The organism is Paraburkholderia sp. DHOC27, from assembly GCF_003429005.1.
GTDB lineage: Bacteria > Pseudomonadota > Gammaproteobacteria > Burkholderiales > Burkholderiaceae > Paraburkholderia.
In genome coordinates, this window is record NZ_QVQV01000006.1 from 241,583 (window position 1) to 264,247 (window position 22,665).

The 22,665-nt window shown below is 61.6% G+C and carries 21 protein-coding genes and 1 pseudogene; 12 read left to right on the forward strand and 10 right to left on the reverse strand.

The window, feature by feature from the left end; genetic code table 11:
* Positions 1-166: 166 nt before the first annotated feature.
* Positions 167-601: a pilus assembly protein gene (locus D0B32_RS19790; protein ID WP_117335980.1), complete on the forward strand. Its 435-nt coding sequence runs from the start codon at positions 167-169 to the stop codon at positions 599-601.
* 21 nt (positions 602-622) lie between these two features.
* Positions 623-1,063: a type IV pilin protein gene (locus tag D0B32_RS19795; RefSeq protein ID WP_117335981.1), complete on the forward strand. Its 441-nt coding sequence runs from the start codon at positions 623-625 to the stop codon at positions 1,061-1,063.
* 19 nt (positions 1,064-1,082) lie between these two features.
* On the opposite strand, the gene D0B32_RS19800 is transcribed toward D0B32_RS19795, so the two are convergent.
* From D0B32_RS19800 to D0B32_RS19810, 3 genes are all read right to left on the reverse strand, one after another.
* Positions 1,083-1,553: a DUF3318 domain-containing protein gene (locus D0B32_RS19800; RefSeq protein ID WP_117335982.1), complete on the reverse strand. Its 471-nt coding sequence runs from the start codon at positions 1,551-1,553 to the stop codon at positions 1,083-1,085.
* Between the two features lie 115 nt (positions 1,554-1,668).
* Positions 1,669-2,055: a phage holin family protein gene (locus tag D0B32_RS19805; RefSeq protein ID WP_117335983.1), complete on the reverse strand. Its 387-nt coding sequence runs from the start codon at positions 2,053-2,055 to the stop codon at positions 1,669-1,671.
* 123 nt (positions 2,056-2,178) lie between these two features.
* Complete coding sequence (locus D0B32_RS19810; RefSeq protein WP_117335984.1) at positions 2,179-2,481, reverse strand: YqjD family protein; 303 nt, start codon at positions 2,479-2,481, stop codon at positions 2,179-2,181.
* 371 nt (positions 2,482-2,852) lie between these two features.
* Here D0B32_RS19810 and D0B32_RS19815 point away from each other — a divergent pair, with 371 nt between their 5' ends.
* Positions 2,853-3,491: a peroxiredoxin gene (locus D0B32_RS19815; protein ID WP_117335985.1), complete on the forward strand. Its 639-nt coding sequence runs from the start codon at positions 2,853-2,855 to the stop codon at positions 3,489-3,491.
* A 133-nt stretch (positions 3,492-3,624) separates the two neighbouring features.
* Here the strand turns inward: D0B32_RS19815 and D0B32_RS19820 are convergent, their stop codons facing one another.
* A complete protein-coding gene (locus tag D0B32_RS19820; RefSeq protein ID WP_117335986.1) occupies positions 3,625-4,815 on the reverse strand; it encodes an acyl-CoA dehydrogenase in 1,191 nt (396 codons plus the stop codon).
* Between the two features lie 172 nt (positions 4,816-4,987).
* On the opposite strand from D0B32_RS19820, the gene D0B32_RS19825 reads away from it, so the two are divergent.
* Complete coding sequence (locus D0B32_RS19825; protein WP_117335987.1) at positions 4,988-5,773, forward strand: IclR family transcriptional regulator; 786 nt, start codon at positions 4,988-4,990, stop codon at positions 5,771-5,773.
* A gap of 41 nt (positions 5,774-5,814) precedes the next feature.
* Here the strand turns inward: D0B32_RS19825 and D0B32_RS19830 are convergent, their stop codons facing one another.
* Complete coding sequence (locus D0B32_RS19830; RefSeq protein WP_117335988.1) at positions 5,815-6,639, reverse strand: EAL domain-containing protein; 825 nt, start codon at positions 6,637-6,639, stop codon at positions 5,815-5,817.
* Positions 6,640-6,941: 302 nt separating this feature from the next.
* On the opposite strand from D0B32_RS19830, the gene hmgA reads away from it, so the two are divergent.
* Positions 6,942-8,342 carry a homogentisate 1,2-dioxygenase gene (gene hmgA, locus D0B32_RS19835; RefSeq protein WP_259295061.1) on the forward strand — a complete coding sequence of 467 codons (1,401 nt, stop codon included), beginning with the start codon at positions 6,942-6,944 and terminating at the stop codon, positions 8,340-8,342.
* Positions 8,343-8,351: 9 nt separating this feature from the next.
* Here the strand turns inward: hmgA and D0B32_RS19840 are convergent, their stop codons facing one another.
* Positions 8,352-9,518: an MFS transporter gene (locus D0B32_RS19840; protein WP_117336307.1), complete on the reverse strand. Its 1,167-nt coding sequence runs from the start codon at positions 9,516-9,518 to the stop codon at positions 8,352-8,354.
* A 278-nt stretch (positions 9,519-9,796) separates the two neighbouring features.
* Positions 9,797-10,618: a crotonase/enoyl-CoA hydratase family protein gene (locus tag D0B32_RS19845; protein WP_259295062.1), complete on the reverse strand. Its 822-nt coding sequence runs from the start codon at positions 10,616-10,618 to the stop codon at positions 9,797-9,799.
* 2 nt (positions 10,619-10,620) lie between these two features.
* Here D0B32_RS19845 and D0B32_RS19850 point away from each other — a divergent pair.
* Positions 10,621-11,293, forward strand: a pseudogene (locus tag D0B32_RS19850) (plasmid fertility inhibition factor family protein).
* A gap of 36 nt (positions 11,294-11,329) precedes the next feature.
* Here D0B32_RS19850 and D0B32_RS19855 read toward each other — a convergent pair.
* Both D0B32_RS19855 and D0B32_RS19860 read right to left on the reverse strand, forming a co-directional pair.
* Positions 11,330-12,328 (reverse strand): 2-hydroxyacid dehydrogenase, encoded by a 999-nt coding sequence (locus D0B32_RS19855; protein WP_117335991.1) that lies wholly within the window; start codon positions 12,326-12,328, stop codon positions 11,330-11,332.
* A gap of 30 nt (positions 12,329-12,358) precedes the next feature.
* Positions 12,359-13,414: a LysR family transcriptional regulator gene (locus D0B32_RS19860; protein ID WP_117335992.1), complete on the reverse strand. Its 1,056-nt coding sequence runs from the start codon at positions 13,412-13,414 to the stop codon at positions 12,359-12,361.
* Positions 13,415-13,976: 562 nt separating this feature from the next.
* On the opposite strand from D0B32_RS19860, the gene aspT (D0B32_RS19865) reads away from it, so the two are divergent.
* From aspT (D0B32_RS19865) to D0B32_RS19875, 3 genes are all read left to right on the forward strand, one after another.
* Positions 13,977-15,659 (forward strand): aspartate-alanine antiporter, encoded by a 1,683-nt coding sequence (gene aspT / locus D0B32_RS19865; protein WP_117335993.1) that lies wholly within the window; start codon positions 13,977-13,979, stop codon positions 15,657-15,659.
* A gap of 121 nt (positions 15,660-15,780) precedes the next feature.
* A complete protein-coding gene (aspT, locus tag D0B32_RS19870; protein ID WP_117335994.1) occupies positions 15,781-17,466 on the forward strand; it encodes an aspartate-alanine antiporter in 1,686 nt (561 codons plus the stop codon).
* Positions 17,467-17,573: 107 nt separating this feature from the next.
* On the forward strand, positions 17,574-19,223 hold the full coding sequence (locus D0B32_RS19875) for a bifunctional aspartate transaminase/aspartate 4-decarboxylase (RefSeq protein WP_117336308.1): 1,650 nt from the start codon (positions 17,574-17,576) through the stop codon (positions 19,221-19,223).
* A gap of 100 nt (positions 19,224-19,323) precedes the next feature.
* On the opposite strand, the gene D0B32_RS19880 is transcribed toward D0B32_RS19875, so the two are convergent.
* Positions 19,324-20,178 (reverse strand): hypothetical protein, encoded by an 855-nt coding sequence (locus D0B32_RS19880; protein ID WP_147329547.1) that lies wholly within the window; start codon positions 20,176-20,178, stop codon positions 19,324-19,326.
* 331 nt (positions 20,179-20,509) lie between these two features.
* On the opposite strand from D0B32_RS19880, the gene D0B32_RS19885 reads away from it, so the two are divergent.
* From D0B32_RS19885 to D0B32_RS19895, 3 genes are all read left to right on the forward strand, one after another.
* Positions 20,510-20,713, forward strand: a complete 204-nt coding sequence (locus tag D0B32_RS19885; protein WP_117335996.1) for a hypothetical protein — start codon at positions 20,510-20,512, stop codon at positions 20,711-20,713.
* A 222-nt stretch (positions 20,714-20,935) separates the two neighbouring features.
* The gene (locus tag D0B32_RS19890) at positions 20,936-22,165 is read left to right on the forward strand and encodes an alanine--glyoxylate aminotransferase family protein (protein ID WP_117335997.1); all 1,230 of its coding nucleotides are present in this window, start codon (positions 20,936-20,938) and stop codon (positions 22,163-22,165) included.
* Between the two features lie 220 nt (positions 22,166-22,385).
* Positions 22,386-22,625 (forward strand): DUF6900 domain-containing protein, encoded by a 240-nt coding sequence (locus D0B32_RS19895; RefSeq protein ID WP_117335998.1) that lies wholly within the window; start codon positions 22,386-22,388, stop codon positions 22,623-22,625.
* The last annotated feature ends 40 nt before the right edge of the window (positions 22,626-22,665 follow it).

Below are 22,665 nucleotides of genomic sequence, written 5' to 3' on the forward strand. Positions count from 1 at the left end.
AGGCGGTGAGACGCAGCAGTCATCGCCGTGGTCGTGGCTGCGGCCGTGGCCGTGGCCTGGAAGGCGCTGGAAACGCGCGTCTACTGCAACGCGTTACCCGCACCGGCCCTCAAGGCTTACGCGTACGCGTGGCGCAGCGTTACCCATCGTCCTGCTGATCTCATCAATGATGCTGACCACCTCGGCGGCATGGTTCGAGGCAACACTAGCGGCGACGCGCAACACGGCGAACCTTCGCAACACGTTGTACGCGTTTCATGCGGCGGATGCCGCGCTTACGGTATGCGCGCGAAACGTGCTAACGGGGGCCGTGTCCGCCATGACCACATCAGCCTCCGAACCCGTGGGCTGGAAACTCGAGGCCAGCTTCACGGCAGGCGCCTCCACGCCAGTTGCGCAGTGGCCCGGAGCGGTTCTGCCGCCCCAGTGCCTCATCGAAGGCTGGCGTCTGGCCGCACGTCCCGATGCGCGTGCGTATCTGCTCACCGCACGAGGCTTCGGACGCTCGCGAGATTCACAGGCGTGGTTGCAACTGGAGTTGGTGGTAGACGGCGAGAAGGTCGAGCAACACTGGCGCCGGGTCGTCGCGCGCCCATTTTGAACGCAAGGGAGGCGTGCGCATATGAAACCAAAAACGTCGGCCTTCACGTTGCTGGAACTGGTGATTGCGCTCGCAATTGCCGCCGTTCTGGTCGTGTATGCCGTGCCGTCGTATCACAACCACGTGGCGCGTTCGCATCGTGTCGATGCCGCATCGGCGTTGTACCGGGCCGCGCAATTCATCGAAGCAAACACGTCGAACGATGCGAATCAGAGCTCAGCCCAACTGCCATCGGGTTTCGATCAGGCGCCGCTGTTCGGCACGGCTGTGTATAAGCTGCGCGTCCTGCCTGCTGATGACAGCAATGGCGGCTACGCGCTGGAGGCTCGCCCAGTTGAGTCAGGGCCGATGCAGGACGACGCGTGCGGCACCTTCATCCTCGACGCAACCGGCCTGCGCACCAATCACGCCGCCGATGGCTCAGCGGTGAGCGACGCGCAGTCCTGCTGGAATACGCGATGATCCACGTTGCAACGAGAGATCAATACCCACTCCGCCCACCGTCTTCAGCGGCGGCTTCATTCGAGCTGGACGATTCCTTCTTCATCTGCTGCCAGATGCGGAAGGCTTCCCACGCCGCCAGCCCAAGACTGCCCCACTTGAAGACCGGTTTCGCTCCCGCGACGACAGTGGCGCGCAAGGGTTTGGCCAGCAGCATCGAGACAATCGAGCTGATCAACGGGTATTCCTTCAGCAGCGCGCCGATCCCGGCACCCGCGCCGCTGCGCTTGCCCCAGCGCATGCCGGCGAAACCTGGCACAACGAATTTGAGCCAGCTGAAATGTGTGACCGCCTGGCGCAGGTCGACGGTCGCCTGCGCAAGTTCCATGCGTTCGACGTCCGCGCGCACCAGCAGCAACTCCTTGCGCAGCGCGCGCAGATGCGGCGCGCTGAGATCGCGGGAGGGAGGGCGCTTGCTGCGAAAGGCGGTATCCGGGTTGCGTGTGCTCATGACTTGTCGGCGGCAGTGTGGGCGGAAAAGGGAACGGCAAACCAGGGAACAACGAACCCGGATTCACACCGGACAGCAGCGCGGGTGGCATCCCTCACCACCCACATGGGCCGGCTTAAGGCTTGTGAAAAATATCGCGGTCTTTCTCGAACTCGGCCAGCGTGGCTTCAAAGACAATGGGCGCATTCACGAGACCGCTGCGTGCCTTGACCGCGCACACCACGGCCGCAATGGCGTAGACCGCCGTAATACCGGCCAGCGCCTGCCAGCGGTAAGTGTCCCAGAAGGCGATGGCAACCAGCGCTGTGAGTGCGATCAGCGCCATCGTTGCCAGCATCATGGCCGCGAGCCCAAGAAACAGCACGCCGAGCAGACGGTCTTTTTCTTCGGCCAGTTCGATGCCGATCAGTTCAAGCCGTGTCTGCAGGATCGCAAATACGGAACTGAAAATGCGACGCAACGGACTGGAATCTGCGCGCTGCGATTGATTGTCGATCGTCATGGCTTGAGCGCGTTGCGCGTGAGATGCGCTAGAGAAAGCCGACCGGTCAGAGGTGCGCCGGTCGACCCAATTGCTGGCGGACCGGCGGAATGCGTTTGGCCGGTCCGGTGGTCCCAGTGCTGGTTACTTGCGATTGATCAGCAAGCCAACCACCACGCCCACACCCGCAGCGATGCCGATCGAGGCCCACGGATGCTCGTGCACGTAGTCGTCCGTGGCGCGGGCTGCCTTCTTGCCTTTCTCGACCACCACCACTTGCACGTCGGCCGCTTTCTCCTTGGCCTGTTTGAGGCGCGACAGCGCCGTTTCACGCAGTTCGGAAGCGCGTTCGCCGGTGGCGCTCGCGGCCTGTTTCAGCAGGTCCTCAGCGTCCGCGAGGACGGTTTTAATATCCGACATCAATCTCTCCTTGTTGACTTCCGACATGTACAGCTCCCTTCTTGTTACGTCACGCGTGAATCGTAACCAAAGAAATGGCCGGTGGCGAGGGCGTTGCCTCCACCCACCGCGCTGCAAACCTGTGCGATGCCGCGAGCATCGACGCATGAACCGTTCCTGGCCTAAGCTTCAGTCTAGGCGCTCCGGCGCATCGAGCCGCGAATTCTCGCATTCGATCATGATGGAGTTGATCTGTCCCGCAAAGTTTCCTCTAATTGCGAGAAAATTACAAAAACTCATAAAGTTGTGACTCGAAGTTTGTACGGGGTGTACGCGCCCTCCCGTATGCTCTAAATTCAATAACTCCGCCGGGCGCCTGTCCGCGCGGTTCAACCCCCAACATATTAAGGAGATACACCATGAGTCTACGTCTTGGCGATATCGCGCCGGACTTCGAACAAGAGTCCAGCATCGGCCGCATCAAGTTCCACGACTGGCTCGGTGACAGCTGGGGCGTGCTGTTCTCGCATCCTGCGGACTTCACGCCGGTGTGCACGACGGAACTCGGTCTTACGGCGAAGCTGGCGAGCGAATTCGAAAAACGCAACGTGAAGACGATTGCGCTGTCCGTGGATAACGCAGAGTCGCACAAGGAATGGATCAAGGACATCAACGAGACGCAAGCTGCGAGCGTGGGCTTTCCGATTCTCGCTGACGGCGACCGCAAGGTCTCGCAGCTATACGACATGATCCATCCGAACGCCAACGAGACGCTCACGGTCCGCTCGCTGTTCGTGATCGATCCGAAGAAGAAGGTGCGTCTCATCATCACGTATCCGGCGAGCACCGGCCGCAACTTCGACGAAGTGCTGCGCGTAATCGACTCGCTCCAGCTCACGGACAACTATCAGGTCGCCACGCCCGGCAACTGGAAGCAGGGTGACGACGTGGTGATCGTGCCGTCGCTGAAGGACGAGGAACTGATCAAACAGAAATTCCCGAAGGGCTACAAGGCACTGCGTCCGTACCTGCGCATGACGCCGCAACCGAACAAGTGAGCGGCGCGATCTCCGGCGGTCTGAACACACGGTAACGGCCAGCCATACCGGTTGGTTTTTGCCAAGGGACCAGGCAACATGAAAAACCCCACGGCGCCGCCGCGGCCCGTGGGGTTTTTCGTTTCCGTTCCGCTTAGAAGAACGCCTGAATGCCGGTTTGCGCGCGTCCGAGAATCAGCGCGTGAATGTCGTGCGTGCCTTCGTAGGTATTGACCACTTCCAGATTCACCAGATGCCGCGCGATGCCGAACTCGTCCGAGATGCCGTTGCCGCCGAGCATGTCGCGCGCGAGCCGGGCAATCTCAAGCGATTTGCCGCACGAATTGCGCTTCATGATCGAGGTGATCTCGACGGCGGCGGTGCCCTCGTCCTTCATGCGGCCAAGCCGCAGCACGCCTTGCAGGCCGAGTGCGATCTCCGTTTGCATGTCCGCGAGTTTCTTCTGGATCAACTGGTTGGCGGCGAGCGGCCGGCCAAACTGCTTGCGGTCCAGCACGTACTGACGCGCGGTATGCCAGCAGGATTCCGCCGCGCCGAGCGCGCCCCACGCAATGCCGTAGCGCGCCGAATTCAGACACGTGAACGGGCCGCGCAGGCCGCTCACCTTCGGCAGCATGTTTTCCTGCGGCACGAACACTTCGTCGAGCACGATCTCGCCGGTGATCGACGCACGCAAACCTACCTTGCTATGGATGGTCGGCGCGGACAGGCCCTTCCAGCCCTTCTCCAGAATGAAGCCGCGAATCGCGTCCTTGCCGTCTTCCTCGAGCTTGGCCCAGACCACGAACACGTCGGCGATCGGCGAGTTGGTGATCCACATCTTTGCGCCCGACAGCGAGAAGCCACCGTCGACCTTCTTCGCCCGCGTCACCATGCTGCCCGGATCGGAGCCGTGGTTTGGCTCGGTCAGACCGAAGCAGCCAATCCATTCGCCGCTGGCGAGCTTCGGCAGGTACTTGTCCTTCTGCGCTTCCGAACCGAATTCGTAGATCGGCACCATCACGAGTGACGATTGCACCGACATCATCGAGCGGTAGCCCGAATCGACCCGCTCCACTTCGCGTGCGATCAAGCCGTAGCTCACGTAATTGAGGCCAGGGCCACCGTATTGCTCGGGGATGGTCGGCCCAAGCAGGCCGAGTTCGCCCATCTCACGGAAGATCTCGAGGTCGGTTTTCTCGTGACGAAAAGCCTCCAGCACGCGCGGCTGGAGCTTGTCCTGCGCGTAGGCCGCTGCGGCGTCGCGCACCATGCGCTCTTCTTCGGTGAGCTGCTGATCGAGCAACAGCGGGTCTTCCCAGTGGAACTGCGCGGCGTCGGCCATGATGCGTATCTCCTGAATCGAATTTCGTGTGTCGTGCAACGTGAAGCAGAGGCTTGAAAGACGAGGATTTGCGGGCAAGCAGTGATCATCCTTCATTTGACCAACCTGTACTTGACTCGAGTTCCGCTATGCGAAACAATGTTTTGCAAATCACGCTTGAGTGTAGCATTCCATGTCGCCAGCAGCCACTCCCCTCGATCCGCTCGACGAGCGCAAATTCGTCGTCGCTCTCGCGCGCGGGCTCGATCTGCTGCGGGCGTTCCGGCCCGGTGAGCCCATGCTGGGCAATCGCGACTTCGTCGAACGTACCGGTCTGCCCAAGGCCACCGTCAACCGGCTGGCTTACACGCTGACGGTGCTCGGGTATCTGCGACTCGACGAGACGCTCGGCAAATATGCGCTCGACGCCGGGGTGCTGTCACTCGGCTTCGCGCTGCTCGCCGGCACGGACACGCTCGAACTCGCCCGACCGCACATGCGCACGCTGGCGCGCGAGGTGGGCGCGGCGGTTTCGCTCGGCTGCCGCGATGGCCTCGACATGATCTATCTGGAGACGATTCGCAGCGAGACCGCGCTCACGCTCGGGCTGGCGTCGGGCTCGAAGCTGTCCATGCTGACGAGTTCGATGGGGCGTGCGTATCTGGCGGTGCAGCCGCCGGATGTCCGCGCGTCGCTCATGAGCGAGCTGGAGAGCGCGGCCGGTGACGAGGCGGCAGCCTTACGCGCCGCAGCCGAGCAGGAAATTGACGCGTTCGCGACCGAACGCTGCTGTTATTCGTTCCGCGCCTGGCACGACGACGTGAATGCCGTGGCCGTTCCGTTTCGCGAACCGCGCGAGGGCCGCTGGCTGGTGCTCAGTTGCAGCGGGCCGGCATCGTCAATGGGAGAGGCGGTGTTTCGTGAAAACGTGGCGCCGCGCTTGAAAGCACTGGCGCGCCGCCTGGGCGATACGGGTTGAAACGTGCGCAAGCCGCGCTGCAACCGGCGCAGCGCAGGCGATCAAACCGCGCCGTCGTGGCTATGCGTGGCAAAGAGCGGCCCCTGCACGAAGCGCACGTCGTATTGCTGTAGCAGGTCGAATTGCGCTTCGCTTGCCACCTTGTCGAAGATCAGTGGAATCCGCAGGCGGTTCGCATAACCCACCAGCGGCTTCACCATCGCATCGCGCAGCGCGAGCCCTGCGTCCATCTTGATGAAGTCGAGCCGCGCCATGTCGGAGACCGACAGAATCTGCCCGGCATTGGGCAAATTACCCGCCACCTTGAAACCGTAGCGCTGATAACTCTTGGTCAGATAACCGAGGAAGGTGCGATGCGCGACCGCCGCCGCCGGTAGTTCGATCACGATGCGCGACGGGTTCAGTCCGAAGGAAAGCAGCACGCTCGAGAAGTGCCGGCCGTGGTCGTATTTCACGCTCTTCAGCAGGCGCTCGTGAACCCGCAAAAACAGCAGCCCGTGTCGTTCAGCGCCGAAGAAATTGATGGCGTGCACGGCGCGCGACATGCGGTCGAGTGCGACTAGCGTGGGGTCGTCCTCGACGCGGTCGAACGGATCGAAGGGCTCGCCGTCGAGCCGCTGCGTCACCGCCTGGAAGCCCAGTTCATCGCCGAAGCGATCCACGCTTTCGGGCGCCGCCGAGAGCGATTGAGCAAGCGCGTGCACGCTGATATCGAAGATCGGCTCATAGGTGCTGGCCAGTTCGAAGCCGTCGAAGCGCGCGATTGCCGTGTCGTGATAGATGCCTTCGCCCAACGCCAGGTGCTCGCGGAGAAACGGATGCTCAGCGGCGCGGGTGACGAGTTGGGGAATGGTCTGCGGGATCATGAATAGGTATCGTGGCGCGTGGTTCGCGCATCGGGCGCGGCGCACTGCCGCATCCTTTGATGGTAGCAGCGTCGCCTGCTGTCACATGAACAAAATAGAGATAACCATATTGCCTTCATACGAATCGTCCAGGCGAGTCCTTTAGGGTTAACGTGAGTCTCGCCACTCGTAATTCGTTTTACTATTCGTAAATTGTGCTGAGACCAGCTGAAGGCAGGGGCGGCTCGCAGGCCCGACAAAATCGCTCGCAGACTGCCTGAGAATCCAACTGGGAAGCGGCTGGCGCGATAACGGAGAAATGCATGAATTCCCTGACACCCAAGACCTCCGGCCTGGATGCCGGCAACAGCGGGAACGAACAGGCCACTCAGTCGAGTGGCTCCGGTCACGATACGCTGGCGGTCGCTGGACGTGGCTATCAATCGGGTTTTGCCAACGAGTTCGCCACCGAGGCACTGCCAGGCGCGCTGCCGCACGGCCGCAACTCGCCGCAGCGGGTGGCCTATGGCCTGTACACCGAACAACTGTCGGGCACGGCCTTTACCGCACCCCGCAGTCATAACCGCCGCTCATGGCTTTACCGGATCCGGCCGGCCGCGGTGCATCAGCCATTCACGGCGCTGCCGTCGCATCGTCTGGTCGCGAATTTCCACGACGTACCGCCGACGCCGCCCAACCAGTTGCGCTGGGACCCGCTGCCTATGCCGACCGAGCCAGTCGATTTCATCGACGGCTGGGTGACGATGGCCGGCAACGGCGCGGCCGAGTCGATGACTGGTTGCGCGATTCATCTGTACGCCGCCAACCGCTCGATGCAGGATCGCTACTTCTACAACGCCGACGGCGAATTGCTCATCGTGCCGCAAGAAGGGCGGCTGCAGATCGCCACGGAGTTGGGGCGGCTCGACGTGGAGCCGTTCGAGATTGCGGTGATTCCGCGCGGTGTGCGCTTTGCGGTTGCGTTGCCGGATGGGACGGCGCGCGGCTACATCTGCGAGAACTTCGGTGCATTGCTGCGCTTGCCGGATCTGGGGCCGATCGGTTCGAACGGCCTCGCCAATCCGCGCGACTTCCTGACGCCGCATGCGGCCTACGAAGATCGCGAAGGCGCCTTCGAACTGGTGACCAAGCTGAACGGCAATCTATGGCGCGCGGAGATCGGTCATTCGCCGCTCGACGTGGTCGCGTGGCATGGCAACTACGCGCCCTACAAATACGATCTGCGCCGCTTCAATACGATTGGCTCGATCAGCTTCGATCATCCGGATCCGTCGATCTTTCTCGTGCTGCATTCGCCGAGCGACACGCCGGGCGTCGACGCAATTGATTTCGTGATTTTCCCGCCGCGCTGGCTTGCAGCCGAAGATACGTTCCGGCCGCCCTGGTTTCACCGCAACGTCGCCAGTGAATTCATGGGTCTCGTGCACGGCGTCTATGACGCGAAAGCGGAGGGTTTCGTGCCGGGCGGCGCGAGTCTGCACAACTGCATGTCCGGTCATGGTCCCGACGCGGATACCTTCGAGAAAGCGTCGAACAGCGATACCTCGACGCCGCGAAAAGTGGGCGACACGATGGCCTTCATGTTCGAAACCCGCACGCTGATCCGGCCAACCCGCTTTGCGCTGGAGACCGCCCAACTGCAGGCGCACTACTACGAATGCTGGCAGGGTCTAACGAAGCACTTCGACCCGCGGCAACGATAAGCGCTCGCCCTACCCAGCCACCGCGACGCGTTCGGTGCGCCGCTCCAGCGACACCGACCAGAAGGTCAGTCCCAACGCACCCACGGCAGCGGTGACACCGAGCCACGGCAGCATGGTCAGCGGTGCGCCGGTGCTGATGGCCAGGCCGCCTAGCCACGCGCCGGTTGCATTGCCCAGGTTGAAGGCGCCCTGGTTCAGCGTCGAGGCGAGATTCGGCGCACGGCTCGCGCGATCGACGATCAGCATTTGCAGCGGCGGCACGATCGCAAACGCCAGTACGCCCCACGCGAAGATCGTCAGCATGGCGGGCATGGGGCTGTGCATGGTGCCCGCGAAGATCGTCAGGATGACGACGATGGCAAACAGGAACGCCAGCAGCGAAGGGCGCAGGCGCCAGTCAGCGAGTTTGCCGCCGAGCGTGCTGCCCACCGTCAGCCCCAAACCGAACAACAGCAGGACCAGCGTGACGGCGTGCGGCGTGAAGCCCGTGACGTCTTCGAGAATCGGCGTGATGTACGTGAAGGTGGAGAACAGGCTGGTGGAAGCGAGCACGCTGATGCCGAGCACCATCAAGACCTGCGGATTTTTCAGCACCGTGAATTCGTGGACGAGATCGGCCTTCTGCATTTCGATCTTCGCGGGCAGGAACGCAGCGAGCACGGCAGCAGCGACTACGCCAATGCCGGTCACGGCCCAGAACGTTGCGCGCCAACCCACCGCCTGACCCAAGGCAGTGCCGAGCGGCACGCCCAGCACGTTGGCGAGCGTGAGCCCGGTAAACATCAGCGCGATGGCCTGCGCGCGCCGGTTCGGTGCTACTAGACCTGCCGCGACCACCGAGCCGATGCCAAAGAACGCGCCGTGGCAGAACGCGGTGACGATGCGCGCAAGCATGAGCACCGCGTAATGCGGAGCGATGGCGCACAGCAGATTGCCGACGATGAACACACCGATCAGGCTCATCAGCGCTTTCTTGCGCGGCATGTTTGCCACGGCGATGGCAACGATCGGCGCGCCGATGGTCACGCCCAGCGCGTAGGCCGACACGAGCATGCCGGCAGCCGGAATCGACACGGCCAGATCGCGCGCGACGTCGGGCAGCAGCCCCATGATGACGAATTCGCTGGTGCCGATTCCAAACGCGGCAACGGCAAGGGCAAGCAGGGGCAAAGGCATGGTGGGGAGCGGTCGCGAACCGGATTTCACGCGCGTCGCGCGTGGCAGGCGCGCGTTTCGGGACGAGAGCGCGAGCGCCATTTAAGCGAATAACTAAGTTAGGGATTGTACCTAAGTCAAAACGCCAGGGTGGGCTCGTCAACGAGGTGTTGTTTTTCGTTTAATGCACGGGATCTAGGCGCGATTACGCTGCTATTTGCACTCCTACGGGCTTCATCGCCGGTGCGTCTGTTCGATCCGGCCATTCACTGGTCCAGCCTGCTAAACGCACCAGCATTTCACTTCGCGCCGGGCTCCAGTGCGTCCCCGTGGCGGCCGGCGCCTGCAGTAAATCGCGCGGCCCCGGCGACCCCTTCGGCGAACACCGCTTGATACCCGCCTGCGCCTTCGCGGCGCAAGGCTTCCGGCAAATCATCCAGCCCGCTGTTTTCCAGTGCCGAGCGGCGGTCGGCCAGCAGCGCGGCTTGCGGCAGGGCCGCCAGTTCGGCCGCCAGTTGTTCTGCGGCGGCGCGGGCCGTGCCATGCGGCACGACGCGATTGGCGAGACCGAAGGCGAGCGCTTCCTGAGCGTCGAGTGCGCGCCCGGTCAGGATCAGATCGAGCGCGCGCGACAGTCCGATCAGACGCGGCAGCCGGATCGTGCCGCCGTCGATCAGCGGAATGCCCACGCGCCGGCAGAACACGCCAAGCACCGCATCGGCTTCGAGCACGCGCAAATCACACATTGCCGCCAGTTCCAGACCGCCCGCAACGGCGTATCCTGAAATCGCGGCGATCACTGGCTTGGCGAGCCACATGCGCGTCGGGCCCATTGGACCGGGCCCGCTGCCATCGGCGTGCAGTTCGTTGCGGCGAGCGTCGTCGGCGAGTGCGCTCAGGTCGGCGCCGGCGCAAAACGTGCCGCCCGCGCCGAACAGCACGGCAGCGTGCCACGCCGGTTCATCCTCGACACGCTGGAAAGCGGCATGCAATGCGTCGGCGGTGGGCCGGTCCACGGCATTGCGGCGCGCCGGCCGGTCCAGCACGATGGTGGCGACCGCGCCGTTCGCCTCGATGCGCACGTGGTTTCCAAAATGCTCGGTGATCATCGTTGTTCCCATGAATGACTTGCTCGAAGATAGCGCGTAATGCGGCCTGGCTAATACCCGGACTTGACACATATATTTCACAATCGGACCGTAGCGTTACCGCACTTCTAAACGTGCCGGCATTCTCGCTGACCGGCCCACAGTGCGTACTTGCCATTGTCTATGTCATCACTTATGTCGAGTGCCGAACCACTTGGTGCAGAACCCGTCTGGATCGTGCCTCTGCACAACCATCCCTGGTACGACCATGTGCGCCTGAAGCGCGTCTTCGTTGCCGATGGCACGCGCCACGAAGTCGTGCTGGTCGATGCCCGCAAACTGCTGTGCTGCGCGGACCGCGACAACACCGACTACGTGCTGAAACCGGTGAACGAATGGCACTCGGGGAAAGTGCGCGGGATTCGCGAGTTTCTCGACCCCGCCAACCCGCGCATTCCGCAGATGCCCTATGTGACTGTCTCGACGCGGCGCGGCCCTGGACTGTTGGGATGGTTGGGTCTCGAGCGCGAAGGCGTGGTGGCGTTTCGCAACGGCCAGCATCGCGCGCGTTATCTTGCGGAAGCTGGCGCCCGCTGGTTTCCCGTGGAAGTGCACGAGCGTGAAGTCACGTTGCTGCGTGAAGTGTGCGGCGCGGCCGACGATGCCCGCACCGCGATCCGCACGTCGATAGACGGCGCGACCCCCTGAGCGTTACGTTGGCTCGACCACGCGCGGCACGCCGGATCAGGCCTGCAGTGTGACGACGTTGCGGGGTGTGCCGCTCTCCCATGCCGCGACATTGCCCAAGGTCGTCTGGGCGATTTCGTTCATCGCCTCACGCGTGAAGAACGCCTGGTGCGCGGTGACGATCACGTTCGGGAACATCAGGAGACGGGCGAGCGTATCGTCTTGCAGCGGAAGGTTGGAGTGATCCTCGAAGAACAGGCCGCCTTCTTCTTCATAGACGTCGAGCCCCAGATTGCCGAGCTGACCGCTCTTCAACGCGCCGACCAGCGCGTTGCTTTCCACGAGGCCGCCACGCCCCGTATTGATGAGCATCGCGCCGCGTTTCATCTTGTTGAGCGCGGCCTCGTCGATCAGGTGATAGGTGTCGGGCACCAGCGGGCAATGCAGGCTGACCACGTCCGAGTCGGCCAGCAGCATGTCGAGTGGTACGTAGCGTGCGCCTAGCGCCACGAGGTCCTCGGCCGGCTGGCCCGGATCGTAGGTGAGCACCTGCATGCCGAAGCCGGCCATGATGCGCGCGAAGACGCGGCCAATCATGCCGGTGCCGACCACGCCGACGGTCTTGCCGTGCAGGTCGAAGCCGAGCAGCCCGTGCAGCGAGAAGTCACCCTCCCGTGTACGCGCGGCGGCACGCGCGAGGCGCCGGTTCAACGCGAGAATCAAACCCACGGCGTGCTCGGCGACCGCATGCGGAGAGTAGGCCGGCACACGCAGAACCGGAATGCCGAGGCGCTGCGCGGCGTGCAGGTCGACGTGATTGAAGCCAGCGGAACGCAGCGCGATGAGCCGCGTGCCACCCTGATGCAGACGTTCGAGCGTCGCCGCGTCCACGAGGTCGTTGACGAATGGACAAACCACCTCGAAGCCGTCCGCGAGGACGGCGGTTTCGGCATCGAGGTGGGACTCCTGGAAGTGCAGTTGAAAGTTGTGAGCCGCGTTGGCTTCGACGAAGGTGTCGCTGTCGTACTGGCGGCTGCTGAATAGGATGATACGCATGGGGTTCTCCGACAAACGAATACCCCTAGTCTAAGCGTCCCACGGCGCGTGCAGGCTGTTCGGATTGCCGCCCCCCAACAATTGCACGCCGCGCACCGAGGTGGTTGCCGCGGTGGCCTGCGCTTCCGACTGCGCGCTGACCTGGGTGGCGACCTCGCCGAGCGTTGGCGCGGTGCGCGTTTGCTCGAGTCCCGGGCGGAAATGCTCGAGCGCATGTTCGACGAAGGCGCGTGTCTTCGCGGGCAGGAACTGCCGGTTCGGATAGATCAGAGAGACGCTGAGATTGGGATCGTCGACACGGTGATCTGGCATGAGACGTTGCAAGGTTCCTGCAGCGAGATCGTCGGCCACCAGTTGCAGCGGCAAAATGGCCACGCCCATTCCTGCAAGTGCACCGAGCCTTACCATCGCCACGCTGTTGACGGTGTAGACGGGCTTCAATCTGATTTCGTCGGCGTGCTCGTCTGGACCGGTGAAGTGCCACGAAGTCTCGCGCCCATCACCCGGCGATGCGATCAGCGCGTGTTGCGAGAGTTGTTCAGGGGAGTCGAGCTGACCGTGCTCCGTAAGGTACGCGTGGCTCGCGCAAACCACCAGTGAATCATGGCCTAGCGCGCGCTCGACCAGCTCATGGCCCGACGCACGGAAACCATTGACGATACCCGCGTCATAGCCGCCTTCGAGCAGGTCGACGGGTTGGTCAGTCAAAGTAAGACGCACATTGACTTTTGGGTACAGGCGCCGGAAAGCATCCAGCAAGGGCGTGAGCGATTGCTGGGCGCCGGCGCCGGAGGCGACCAGCCGCAGCGTGCCGCCGGGTTCGTTTTGTGTGAGCGCAAGGCTGCCTTCCAGACGGTCGAGTTCTTCGAGTAGCCCGCGGCAACCTTCGAGGTAACGCGTGCCGGCTTCGGTCAATGCCAGAGCGCGGGTAGTGCGGTTGATCAAGCGGGTGTTGAGGTGCGCTTCAAGCGTGGCAATGGAGCGGGTGACGAGCGCATTGGATACGGAGAGTTGCCTTGCGGCACGGCGAAAACTTTCGGTTTCGGCTACCCGTACAAACACGCGCATTGCATGGATCTGGTTCATTCGAATATCCCCTCGCAAGCGTGTCGATTGTCTGCCGTCTTGTTCGAAACGGCAGACAACTAGATCAGGAATCCTGCCAATTTTGAGGGAGCTGCCAGGTCCCTCGCAAAAAATGATATTGACTGTCTGAAGAAATTGCAATATCTATTGATGGCCGTTCCGAAGCAAAAAAATTCGAGGATAAATCGCGCAAGTTGTTAAATGTGCGCCTTTATTTTTGCGTGCAATTTGCATAACCTCATCATGGAGCGCCGCTGCGTGGCCACGCAGACGAAATAGTCTGACTTGATGGTTGTTGGACAACTTACGAGGAAAAATCATGCATATGCACCCGCGGAAGCCTGCCGCACTGCGCCACGCAGTCACATCGGCATCCTAAATGGCGGTGCCGTCATCGCTGCGCCATGTAACCTGCACGACATCCCGTCGATCCAGAATTGGATAAACATAGCAAAACGCGGCTTTGCCTCCGCAGATAAAGGTCCGAATAGATTGTCGAAAAAATCAAGCTAATTCCTTTTCGTGTTTTCACTCGATTTACTTATAGAGCGGCCTACTCGATATGATCGGTGAATTGCTGAGATCGCAACCGGAACTTGCGCTGTTTGTGAGCCTTGCGCTTGGCTATTTCATTGGTTCGTTCAAGGTCGGGCCAATCCAGCTAGGCGGCGTGTGCGGCACGTTGATCGTCGCACTGCTGCTGGGGCAAAGTGGCGCGCGTCTCGCGCCGGACCTGAAGAACGTTGCGTTCGCACTCTTCATCTTTGCCCTGGGCTTCACGGGCGGTCCTCAATTTTTCGCCAACATCGGACGTGGCTGGCGTTACGGTCTACTGTCCATCGTTGAAATCGTCGCCGTGCTGGTCCTCGTGATGATCGCTGTCGTGGTAATGCGGCTCGACGCGGGCACTGCCGCCGGATTGCTGGCGGGTGCCGCCACGGAGTCGGCAGTAATCGGTACCGCGTCGGAATCGATCGGCAAGCTTGGCCTCGCCGATGCCGAAACGGTCCGCTTGCAGGCCAACATCGTCACGGCTTACAGCGTGAGCTATCTGTTTGGTTTGATCACGATCGTGCTATTTACCAGCCAGGTCGCGCCACTCATGTTGCGTATCAACCTGCGCGAAGAAGCGGAGCGCGTCTGGCACAAGCTCGGCGGCGACGGCGCACTCGACGAAGGGCAGCGCATGGGCGCGCCCGCGCTGGTGAGCCGCGCGTTTCGTGTGGGGCCGGCGGCGGGAGTCGGCATCGCGGCGTTCGAGTTGCGCTATGGCGGCAACCTGACTATCGAGCAGGTCGAGCGCGACGGCATCGCGTTGCCGCTCGAGCCGCAACTGATTCTCGCTGCGGGTGATATCGCGTTGATCGCCGGCCGACGTGAAGCGCTCGTCGAAGCTGCGCCGGCCATCGGTACGGAAGTGGCCGACGCGCGCTTTGGCGCGCTGGTGGGCGAGCGCGTGGACGTGGTGCTGACGCGCCGCAACGCGCACGGCCTCACCATTGCCCAGTTGCGGCAGCAGGCCGATCCGCAGCAGGCGCGCGGCGTCTATATTGCGGCGGTGACGCGGCTCGAGAGTACCGTGCCCGCGTTGCCCGGCACGACACTGAACCGCGGCGACGTACTCACGCTGGTGGGCGCGAAGGAGGACGTGGCGCGCGGCGCGAGCCGTCTCGGCTACATCCTGCCGCCCACACAGAAAACCGACTTCGTCTACCTGGGTCTCGGTGTGCTGTTCGGCATGGCGATCGGGCGTCTCGGCGGGCGCGTCGGCGGCGTCTCGCTCGCGCTGGGTACGGGCGGCGGCTGTCTGTTGTCAGGACTGCTGTTCGGCTGGATACGTTCGCGTTATCCGCTGATCGGTTCGCTGCCATCGGCGGCCGCGCAAATCCTCAAGGACTTCGGCCTCGCCACGTTTATTGCAGCGGTTGGCTTGTCTGCCGGACCGGACGCGATCAAACTGGTGCGCGAATACGGTGTGGCGTTGCCCTTCGTCGGCATTCTGATGGTGCTGGTCCCCGGCTTGCTGTCGTTGTGGATCGGGCGCGTATTTCTCAAACTAGACCCCCCCATGCTGCTCGGCGCCATTGCCGGGCAACAGTGCAGTACACCAGCCATCAGCGCGCTTGTCGGCGTGGCGGGTAATTCCACGCCGGTAATCGGCTACACGATCACCTACGCGCTCTCCAACATTCTGTTGCCGTTGATGGGACCCGTAGTGGTGGGGCTGGCCGGGAAGTTCGGCTAGTTCGCTTCAAGGCAAGTGCGATGCAAGTCAAGTGCAGGGCGGCCCCACGAGCATGTGTGCCACGACGCTCGCTGGACCACGATACCGTGCAACACGGTCACCTTCTTCAAGCGAGGGTACGATGGATTGGCTACACAGCATCTTTCACAAGTCTCCTGAGATTGCGCTGTTCCTCTCCCTGGCGGTGGGCTACTACATCGGCCAGATCAACTTTGGCAAATTCCAGTTGGGCGGCGTAGGCGGTTCGTTGCTCGCCGCGGTCGTCATCAGTCAGGCCGGCGTGACGATCGACAACGGCGTGAAGTCCGTCATGTTCGCCGTCTTCATCTATGCAGTGGGTTACGACTCGGGTCCCGGGTTCTTCAACTCACTGAATCGCAAAACGCTGCGTGAGATCGCAATGGCGATTTTCCTCGCGGCCTCGGCGCTCATCACCGTGGTGGTATGCGCCAAACTGTTCCATCTCAACAAGGGGCTGGCTGCCGGGCTGGCTGGCGGCGCGCTGACGCAATCGGCGATCATCGGCACTGCCGGCGACGCGATTGCCCGTCTGGGTCTGCCGCCCGATGTGACGAAGTCGATGCAGTCGGACGTCGCCATCGCATACGCGGTGACTTACGTGTTCGGCTCGCTCGGCGCGATCATCGTGTGCGTGAACATTCTGCCCAAGTTCATGGGGCAGGGTTTGCGCGAGGCCGCGCTGGAGGCGGAAAAAGACCTGGCCGGTGGCGCGACGGCGCATGCGCCGGGACAACTGTCCGCATTGCCGGAGATGGTGGGCCGTGCCTACAAGGTGCAGACCGGCGCAGGGCAGAGCGTGTCCGCGCTCGAACTGAAACAGCAGGACCTGGTGACGATCGAGCGTGTGCGCCGATCCGGCAAGGCGGTCGAACCCACGCCCGATCTCGTGCTGGAGAAAGACGACGTCGTGCTGGTGGTGGGCCGGCGCGAAGCGGTGGTTGGGCTATGGAACGTGATAGGTGACGAACTGGCCGAGACCGATGGCGTGAGCGTCGTCATGCAGACCCGGCAAGGGGTGTTCACACGCAAGGGCATGAACCACACCACGATTGCCGAGGTTCGCAAGAACGTGGACCGCGATCTGCGGCGCGGCGTGTACATCGAAGGCGCGACACGCGCCGGTCAGCCGTTGCCGATCCTGCCCGAGACCGAGCTTCAGCATGGCGACGTGATCACGTTCTACGGTTCGCCCAAAGACACCAAGCGCGCCGTCGACGCCGCCGGTTACGAATTGCCGTACTCCATCAAGACCGACTTCATCTACATGGGTGTGGGTATCGTGCTCGGCCTGCTGATCGGGCTGATCGTCATCAACATAGCGGGCATTCCACTGACGCTCGGCTCCGGTGGCGGCTGCCTGCTGGCGGGCCTCGTGTTCGGCTGGATGCGTGGCAAGCATCCGATGTATGGCGTGATGCCGTCAGCAGCGTCACGCTTGCTGCAGGACTTTGGTCTGGCGGCGTTTGTCGCGGTAGTCGGACTCAATTCCGGTTTGCAGGCGGTCGTGACAGTGAAGCAGCTCGGCATGACGATCTTCCTGTTAGGTGTATTCGTCACGTTGTTCCCGCTCTTGCTGACGATGCTGTTTGGCCGCTACGTGCTGGGCTACAAGAATGCCGCGCTGCTGGCGGGCGCGCTCTCCGGCTCGCGCAGTGCGAATCCGGCTTTTGGCGGTGTGCTCGACAAGGCGGAAAGCGCGGTGCCTACGGTGCCATTCGCCATCACGTATGCGATCGCAAACGTGGCGCTGACGTTGTTGGGTCCGCTGGTCGTGGGACTGGTTTAATCGGGTCGCTGACCCGTCATCCTTGACTGCTTGATTCAAATACGCCGGCGCTGCCACAGCGTGCGTGTTTTGCCGGCGTCTTCAACCTTCCAATGGAGAATCGCATCATGGCAAAAGGCAAAAGCGAAGCGGAACAGAACAAGCTCGCGGCACTCAGCCCGTTCGAACTGAAGGACGAACTGATCAAGGCAGCGGGCGGCGGCGCGGTGGAGCGCCCGGCGAATGTGTCCATGCTGAATGCCGGCCGCGGCAATCCGAATTTCCTCGCCACGATTCCTCGTCATGGGTTCTGGCAACTCGGTCTGTTCGCCATGCGCGAATCGGAGCGCTCGTTTGCGTTCATGCCGGAAGGCGTGGGTGGCTTCCCACGCCGTGAAGGCCTCACCGAACGCTTCGATCTGTTCCTGCGGGAAAACAAAGGGGTGCCAGGTATCGACTTCCTGCGCGGCGCCGTGTCCTACGTGCGCGATCAGCTGGGCCTCTCAGCGGGCGACTTCCTGTACGAGATGTGTGAGGGCATTCTGGCTTCGAACTATCCCGTGCCGGACCGTATGCTGAAGCTCTCAGAGATCATCGTCGGGCAGTATCTGCGCCGCGAGATGATCGGCAAGCATCCGTTCGTGGGCGAGTTCGATATTTTCGCGGTGGAAGGCGGTACGGCGGCGATGACGTACATCTTCAACACGATGCGCGAAAACCACTTGATCAAGGCCGGCGACACGATTGCGCTAGGCATGCCGATCTTCACGCCGTACATCGAAATTCCGCGCCTGAACGACTTTCAGCTCAACGTGGTCAATCTCGAAGCGGGCGTGGAAAACAATTGGCAGTATTCGAAGAAGGAACTCGACAAGCTGCGCGATCCAAAAGTGAAGGCGTTCTTCCTCGTCAATCCGAGCAATCCGCCTTCGGTCAAGATCAATGACGAGAGCCTCGAATACATTGCAGAGATCGTCAAGGAGCGTCCGGATCTGATCCTGCTGACCGACGACGTCTACGGCACGTTCGCCGACGATTTCGTTTCGCTGTTCGCACTCGCGCCGCGGAACACCATTCTCGTCTACTCGTATTCGAAGTATTTCGGGGCAACGGGCTGGCGCCTGGGCACCATTGCCACCCATCGCGACAACGTGCTCGACAAGCTGCTCAGCGAATTGCCGAAGGACGTGAAGAAGGAATTGCATACGCGTTACGAGTCGATCACGACTGAACCGGACAAGCTCAAGTTCATCGACCGGCTGGTGGCCGACAGCCGCACCGTGGCGCTGAATCACACGGCGGGTTTGTCGACGCCACAGCAGGTGCAGATGGTGCTGTTCTCACTGTTCTCGCTGATGGATACACCGGACGCCTACAAGAATGCGTTGAAGCGCTTGATTCGCCAGCGCAAGCAGGCGCTCTACGAAGAAGTGGGCATCTCGTTCGAGGACGACGATCCGAATCAGGTGGACTACTACACGATTCTGGACATCGAGTTTCTCGGCGAGCGGATGTTCGGACGCAAGTTCGTCGAGTGGCTGTTCAAGAATACCGAGCCTTCGGAATTGCTGTTCCGGCTCGCGCGCGAAGCACGCGTCGTGCTGTTGCCGGGGCGTGGTTTTGGCACGGCGCACCCGTCGGGACGTGTTTCACTGGCGAACCTCAACGAATCGGATTACCGGCAGATTGGCCGCGCGATGCGTAAGCTCATCGAGGAATTTGTCGAGCGCTTCAACGCGGAAACCGGCGGCAAGCTGGACAAGAAGGCCGTGAAATAACGCATTGATGCTTCGACGTTGTTGCGGTCGACGCGCACCGCTCGATGCTTGGATTAGTCAATGTGATCCAGGCATCGAGCGGCATCGAAGAGATGCAGCTTCATCTGGTTCGCTGTGGAATCGGAATATTGCCCACCCACTCCACTTCACCGAGTCCGTTGATCACGCAGGTTTGTCCTATCAGGGCGTCGCGCGTCAGTCCCACCTCCAGCAATTGCTGCTCGCTGAGCCAGCCGCTCGTCCAGCCAATCGACGCCCAGTAGTGCACCGAGGTTCCCTCGATGCCGAGGCGTCCCGTTGCCGAGATCACACCGAAGTTCTTGTTCGCCCGATGACTGGAAGGGTGCGCCTTTCTGTCGTCATTCGTTTTCCAGTCCGAGATGAAGCGGTTGTACTGGATCACCTGCAAGGCAAGAAAGCCGTAGGCGCTCGCTTCCTGAAAGACCGCTTCGAGAAATGCCTTGCGTGCGCCGTCCGGGCCCATCGCTTTGCACAGCGTGCCGAGATCTCGGCCGTTCAGATGTCGCGCCGATCGGCCTAGATAGTCGGATAAACCGGTGACCGTCCAGTAAGCAGGCTTGCGTTCAGCGAGGTCGGCGGAGATAAGGTCCATGCGCACTCCGCGCGCGTCCCATGCAAAAAACTCCCGCATCATTTTTTCCAGATCGTCGGCGAATAGCCACTCATCGGGTTTGAGATCGGGGCCGCGTTCATCGAATGGATCACCGACACAGGTGATCGCAAACTGAGGGCGCCCGATGCGATTGACATATTGTTCGAACTCGGCGCCGGTCGTCAAAACGCGGCGATAAACTTTGGTGCGGTGTGAGCCCAAGATGGCCATGTTTGCCTCCTGCTGATTGTCATTTTTCTCCGCGATTGCGATGCAATCGTGTACACGATCTACTGAATAAGTTAGGAATACATATTGAATTGAAGATCGTTGTTGTTGCAAAAGTTGTTGTGTTCATCGTCGTCGAATCGACTTGACACTAGTTGGATGATATCCAAGAATTACCGAATTGGAATTGAAACGGAAAATTTTTTTTGGGTGCATGCGGTAACAGAAGGCACATTGTTGCGACGACGTAAACGAATGCGAACGGACTTTTCGCGCGCGATTCCAGCCGGCCGGAAACAGGCGGTCAGGTTCTGTGCATGCGGTGGCGTGTCGGTCGCAGGCCCATGAATAGAAGCGATCGAAAGTAGATTCGAAGCGACGTAATAGTATGGAAACCTAACGAGATGTTTTTTGAAAGTTTCAAAGTGAGAAACAGGAGGGGATGATGAATACCGAACGAACTGCCAATGAAGCGCTGATTCTCCTGCGCGTGTTGCGTGCATGGGCTCATACACCAGAGGAAGATGTGGACGACGGTCGTGCTCATCCTCTTTATCCGTGCAACGTTCCCTTGCGTAATGGCCACTTCGATGAAGCACCGCTGTGGCATGCGGTGCAGAAGCTGCTTGATGAAAACGGCTATACGTGACGCGTCCAATGTGCGGCTTCAAGGCGCGGCATCAACACATCTCGTGAGCAAAATGCAGAGCATGTAGTGCGAGGGGGCTCTGAGGCGCAAACACCACAACCGTCAAAAAACTTGCGCAATCGCGCGGATCAGTGAATGATCGTGCAAGCGGCCTCGCCAGTGTCACGAATGGCGAGGCCGCTTGCACCTTGCGCCTGTATCTTGACTTCCTCCGTACCGATCATGCCAACCAACACCCACACGCCTGTGCCTCGTCCCGACGTCGAATCGCTCGACGCCATCCTGCCCGAAGAACCGTTGCTGATGATGGGCGCCGGCCCCGTGCCGATTCCCGCGGCCGTGGCCAAGGCCAACACGATCGTGATCAATCATCTGGGCGGCACGATGGTGAAGGTGATCGGCCAGGTGAAGACGATGGCGCGCTACGTGTTTCAGACGCGCTCGAAGTGGGTGCTCGGCGTTGCGGGTCCCGGGTCGGCCGCGATGGAAATGGCCATTTCCAATCTGGCGTGGACGGGCACACGTGTGCTCAGCATCAAGAACGGCTTTTTCAGCGAACGGATGGCGGAGATGGGCCGGCGCGTCGGCGCGCAGGTGTCCATGCTCGACGTGGCGGATCGCACGGTGGCCAGTCTCGAACAGGTGGCCGAGGCGATCCGCCGCGAGCGGCCCGAGATCGTCACCATCGTGCAAGGCGAGACGTCGAACACCGTGGTGAATCATCACCTGAAGGATATTGCGGCGTTGGCGAAAGCAGCGGGCGCGTTGGTGATTGTCGACGCGGTGTGCACGCTAAGCACGATGCCCCTCGAGATGGACGCGTGGGGCATCGACGCGGTGATCACCGGCGGGCAAAAGGGCTTGTCGTCCATCCCGGGCGTGTCGTTGATCGCGTTCTCCGATGCCGCGTGGGAGCGGGTCAAGACGCGCACGGCGGCGAACACGCACTGGTGTCTCGACGCGTCGCTCGCGGAGAATTTCTGGCACAACGCCGGCTATCACTACACCGCGCCGGTGTCGGGCGTGCTGGCGCTGCACGAGGCGCTGCGGCTGGTGTGTGCGGAGACACTCGAAAAGCGTTTTGCGCGTCACCTGAAGTGCTCGGCGGCATTGCAGGAGGGGATCTCCGCAATGGGCTTGCAACTCTACACGCCGGCCGAGTGCCGCCTGAATTCCGTGGTGGGCATCGAGGTGCCGCAAGGTCTGAGCCCTGGAGATATCTGCGGGCACATCTCGCGTCACCATCAGGTGGAAATCTCGGGTTCGTTCGGCCTGCCTATTGTGCGGATCGGTCAGATGGGCGAGCAGTGCCGCGAACACAATCTGTTCCGCACGCTGCACGCACTGGGCCGCACGGTGCTGGATCTAGGCGTGACGGTCGATCTGCCGGCGGGCGTGGCCGCGTTGGAAAAGTCACTGTCCAGCGGTACGCGCGGTCTGGCGGCGCAGTAAAAGGGAACCGCTCGAAAGTTGCCGGTTTTTGCGCGGCGTATTGACGCAGATCAATGCATTTATTTTGGAATAGAGCCTCAAACTGCGACCGCACGCCGCGTCTCAAAATAACCTTTCAAAAGTATTATTTGTACCTTGCAATGCGTTTAATTCAAGGCTGATCGGGCTATAGAGATTTCACTTCGAAGTCGTCACGCCCCGCCTGCATTGGGGGTATGAAATGAGCAACATCGTCCACGACGAGCGTGTCGTACTGTTACGGGGTATCGCCAACGAGATTCTCGGCATCGAGCGACTCGAGCCGACGGGTAAGCCGACGGCGGACTTCCGCATCGTCAACATCGAGCAGGTCGCGCTGGCGCTCGAAGCGGCGTACGACGCCGGTCTGGTCGTCGGCCGCCGGGTGGCGCGTGGCGAGACCGATGACCCACAGACGTACGACGAAGTGTTTTTCCCCTGAACTGGAGAGCTGGCGGCCGGGCAGGGCGGCGGGCGTCCAC

Coding starts and splice junctions, on each gene's coding strand:
- D0B32_RS19790 (WP_117335980.1), top strand. CDS start 167: ATGATGCTGACCACCTCGGCGGCATGGTTCGAGGCAACACTAGCGGCG.
- D0B32_RS19795 (WP_117335981.1), top strand. CDS start 623: ATGAAACCAAAAACGTCGGCCTTCACGTTGCTGGAACTGGTGATTGCG.
- D0B32_RS19800 (WP_117335982.1), bottom strand. CDS start 1,553: ATGAGCACACGCAACCCGGATACCGCCTTTCGCAGCAAGCGCCCTCCC.
- D0B32_RS19805 (WP_117335983.1), bottom strand. CDS start 2,055: ATGACGATCGACAATCAATCGCAGCGCGCAGATTCCAGTCCGTTGCGT.
- D0B32_RS19810 (WP_117335984.1), bottom strand. CDS start 2,481: ATGTCGGAAGTCAACAAGGAGAGATTGATGTCGGATATTAAAACCGTC.
- D0B32_RS19815 (WP_117335985.1), top strand. CDS start 2,853: ATGAGTCTACGTCTTGGCGATATCGCGCCGGACTTCGAACAAGAGTCC.
- D0B32_RS19820 (WP_117335986.1), bottom strand. CDS start 4,815: ATGGCCGACGCCGCGCAGTTCCACTGGGAAGACCCGCTGTTGCTCGAT.
- D0B32_RS19825 (WP_117335987.1), top strand. CDS start 4,988: ATGTCGCCAGCAGCCACTCCCCTCGATCCGCTCGACGAGCGCAAATTC.
- D0B32_RS19830 (WP_117335988.1), bottom strand. CDS start 6,639: ATGATCCCGCAGACCATTCCCCAACTCGTCACCCGCGCCGCTGAGCAT.
- hmgA (WP_259295061.1), top strand. CDS start 6,942: ATGAATTCCCTGACACCCAAGACCTCCGGCCTGGATGCCGGCAACAGC.
- D0B32_RS19840 (WP_117336307.1), bottom strand. CDS start 9,518: ATGCCTTTGCCCCTGCTTGCCCTTGCCGTTGCCGCGTTTGGAATCGGC.
- D0B32_RS19845 (WP_259295062.1), bottom strand. CDS start 10,618: ATGGGAACAACGATGATCACCGAGCATTTTGGAAACCACGTGCGCATC.
- D0B32_RS19855 (WP_117335991.1), bottom strand. CDS start 12,328: ATGCGTATCATCCTATTCAGCAGCCGCCAGTACGACAGCGACACCTTC.
- D0B32_RS19860 (WP_117335992.1), bottom strand. CDS start 13,414: ATGAACCAGATCCATGCAATGCGCGTGTTTGTACGGGTAGCCGAAACC.
- aspT (WP_117335993.1), top strand. CDS start 13,977: ATGATCGGTGAATTGCTGAGATCGCAACCGGAACTTGCGCTGTTTGTG.
- aspT (WP_117335994.1), top strand. CDS start 15,781: ATGGATTGGCTACACAGCATCTTTCACAAGTCTCCTGAGATTGCGCTG.
- D0B32_RS19875 (WP_117336308.1), top strand. CDS start 17,574: ATGGCAAAAGGCAAAAGCGAAGCGGAACAGAACAAGCTCGCGGCACTC.
- D0B32_RS19885 (WP_117335996.1), top strand. CDS start 20,510: ATGAATACCGAACGAACTGCCAATGAAGCGCTGATTCTCCTGCGCGTG.
- D0B32_RS19890 (WP_117335997.1), top strand. CDS start 20,936: ATGCCAACCAACACCCACACGCCTGTGCCTCGTCCCGACGTCGAATCG.
- D0B32_RS19895 (WP_117335998.1), top strand. CDS start 22,386: ATGAGCAACATCGTCCACGACGAGCGTGTCGTACTGTTACGGGGTATC.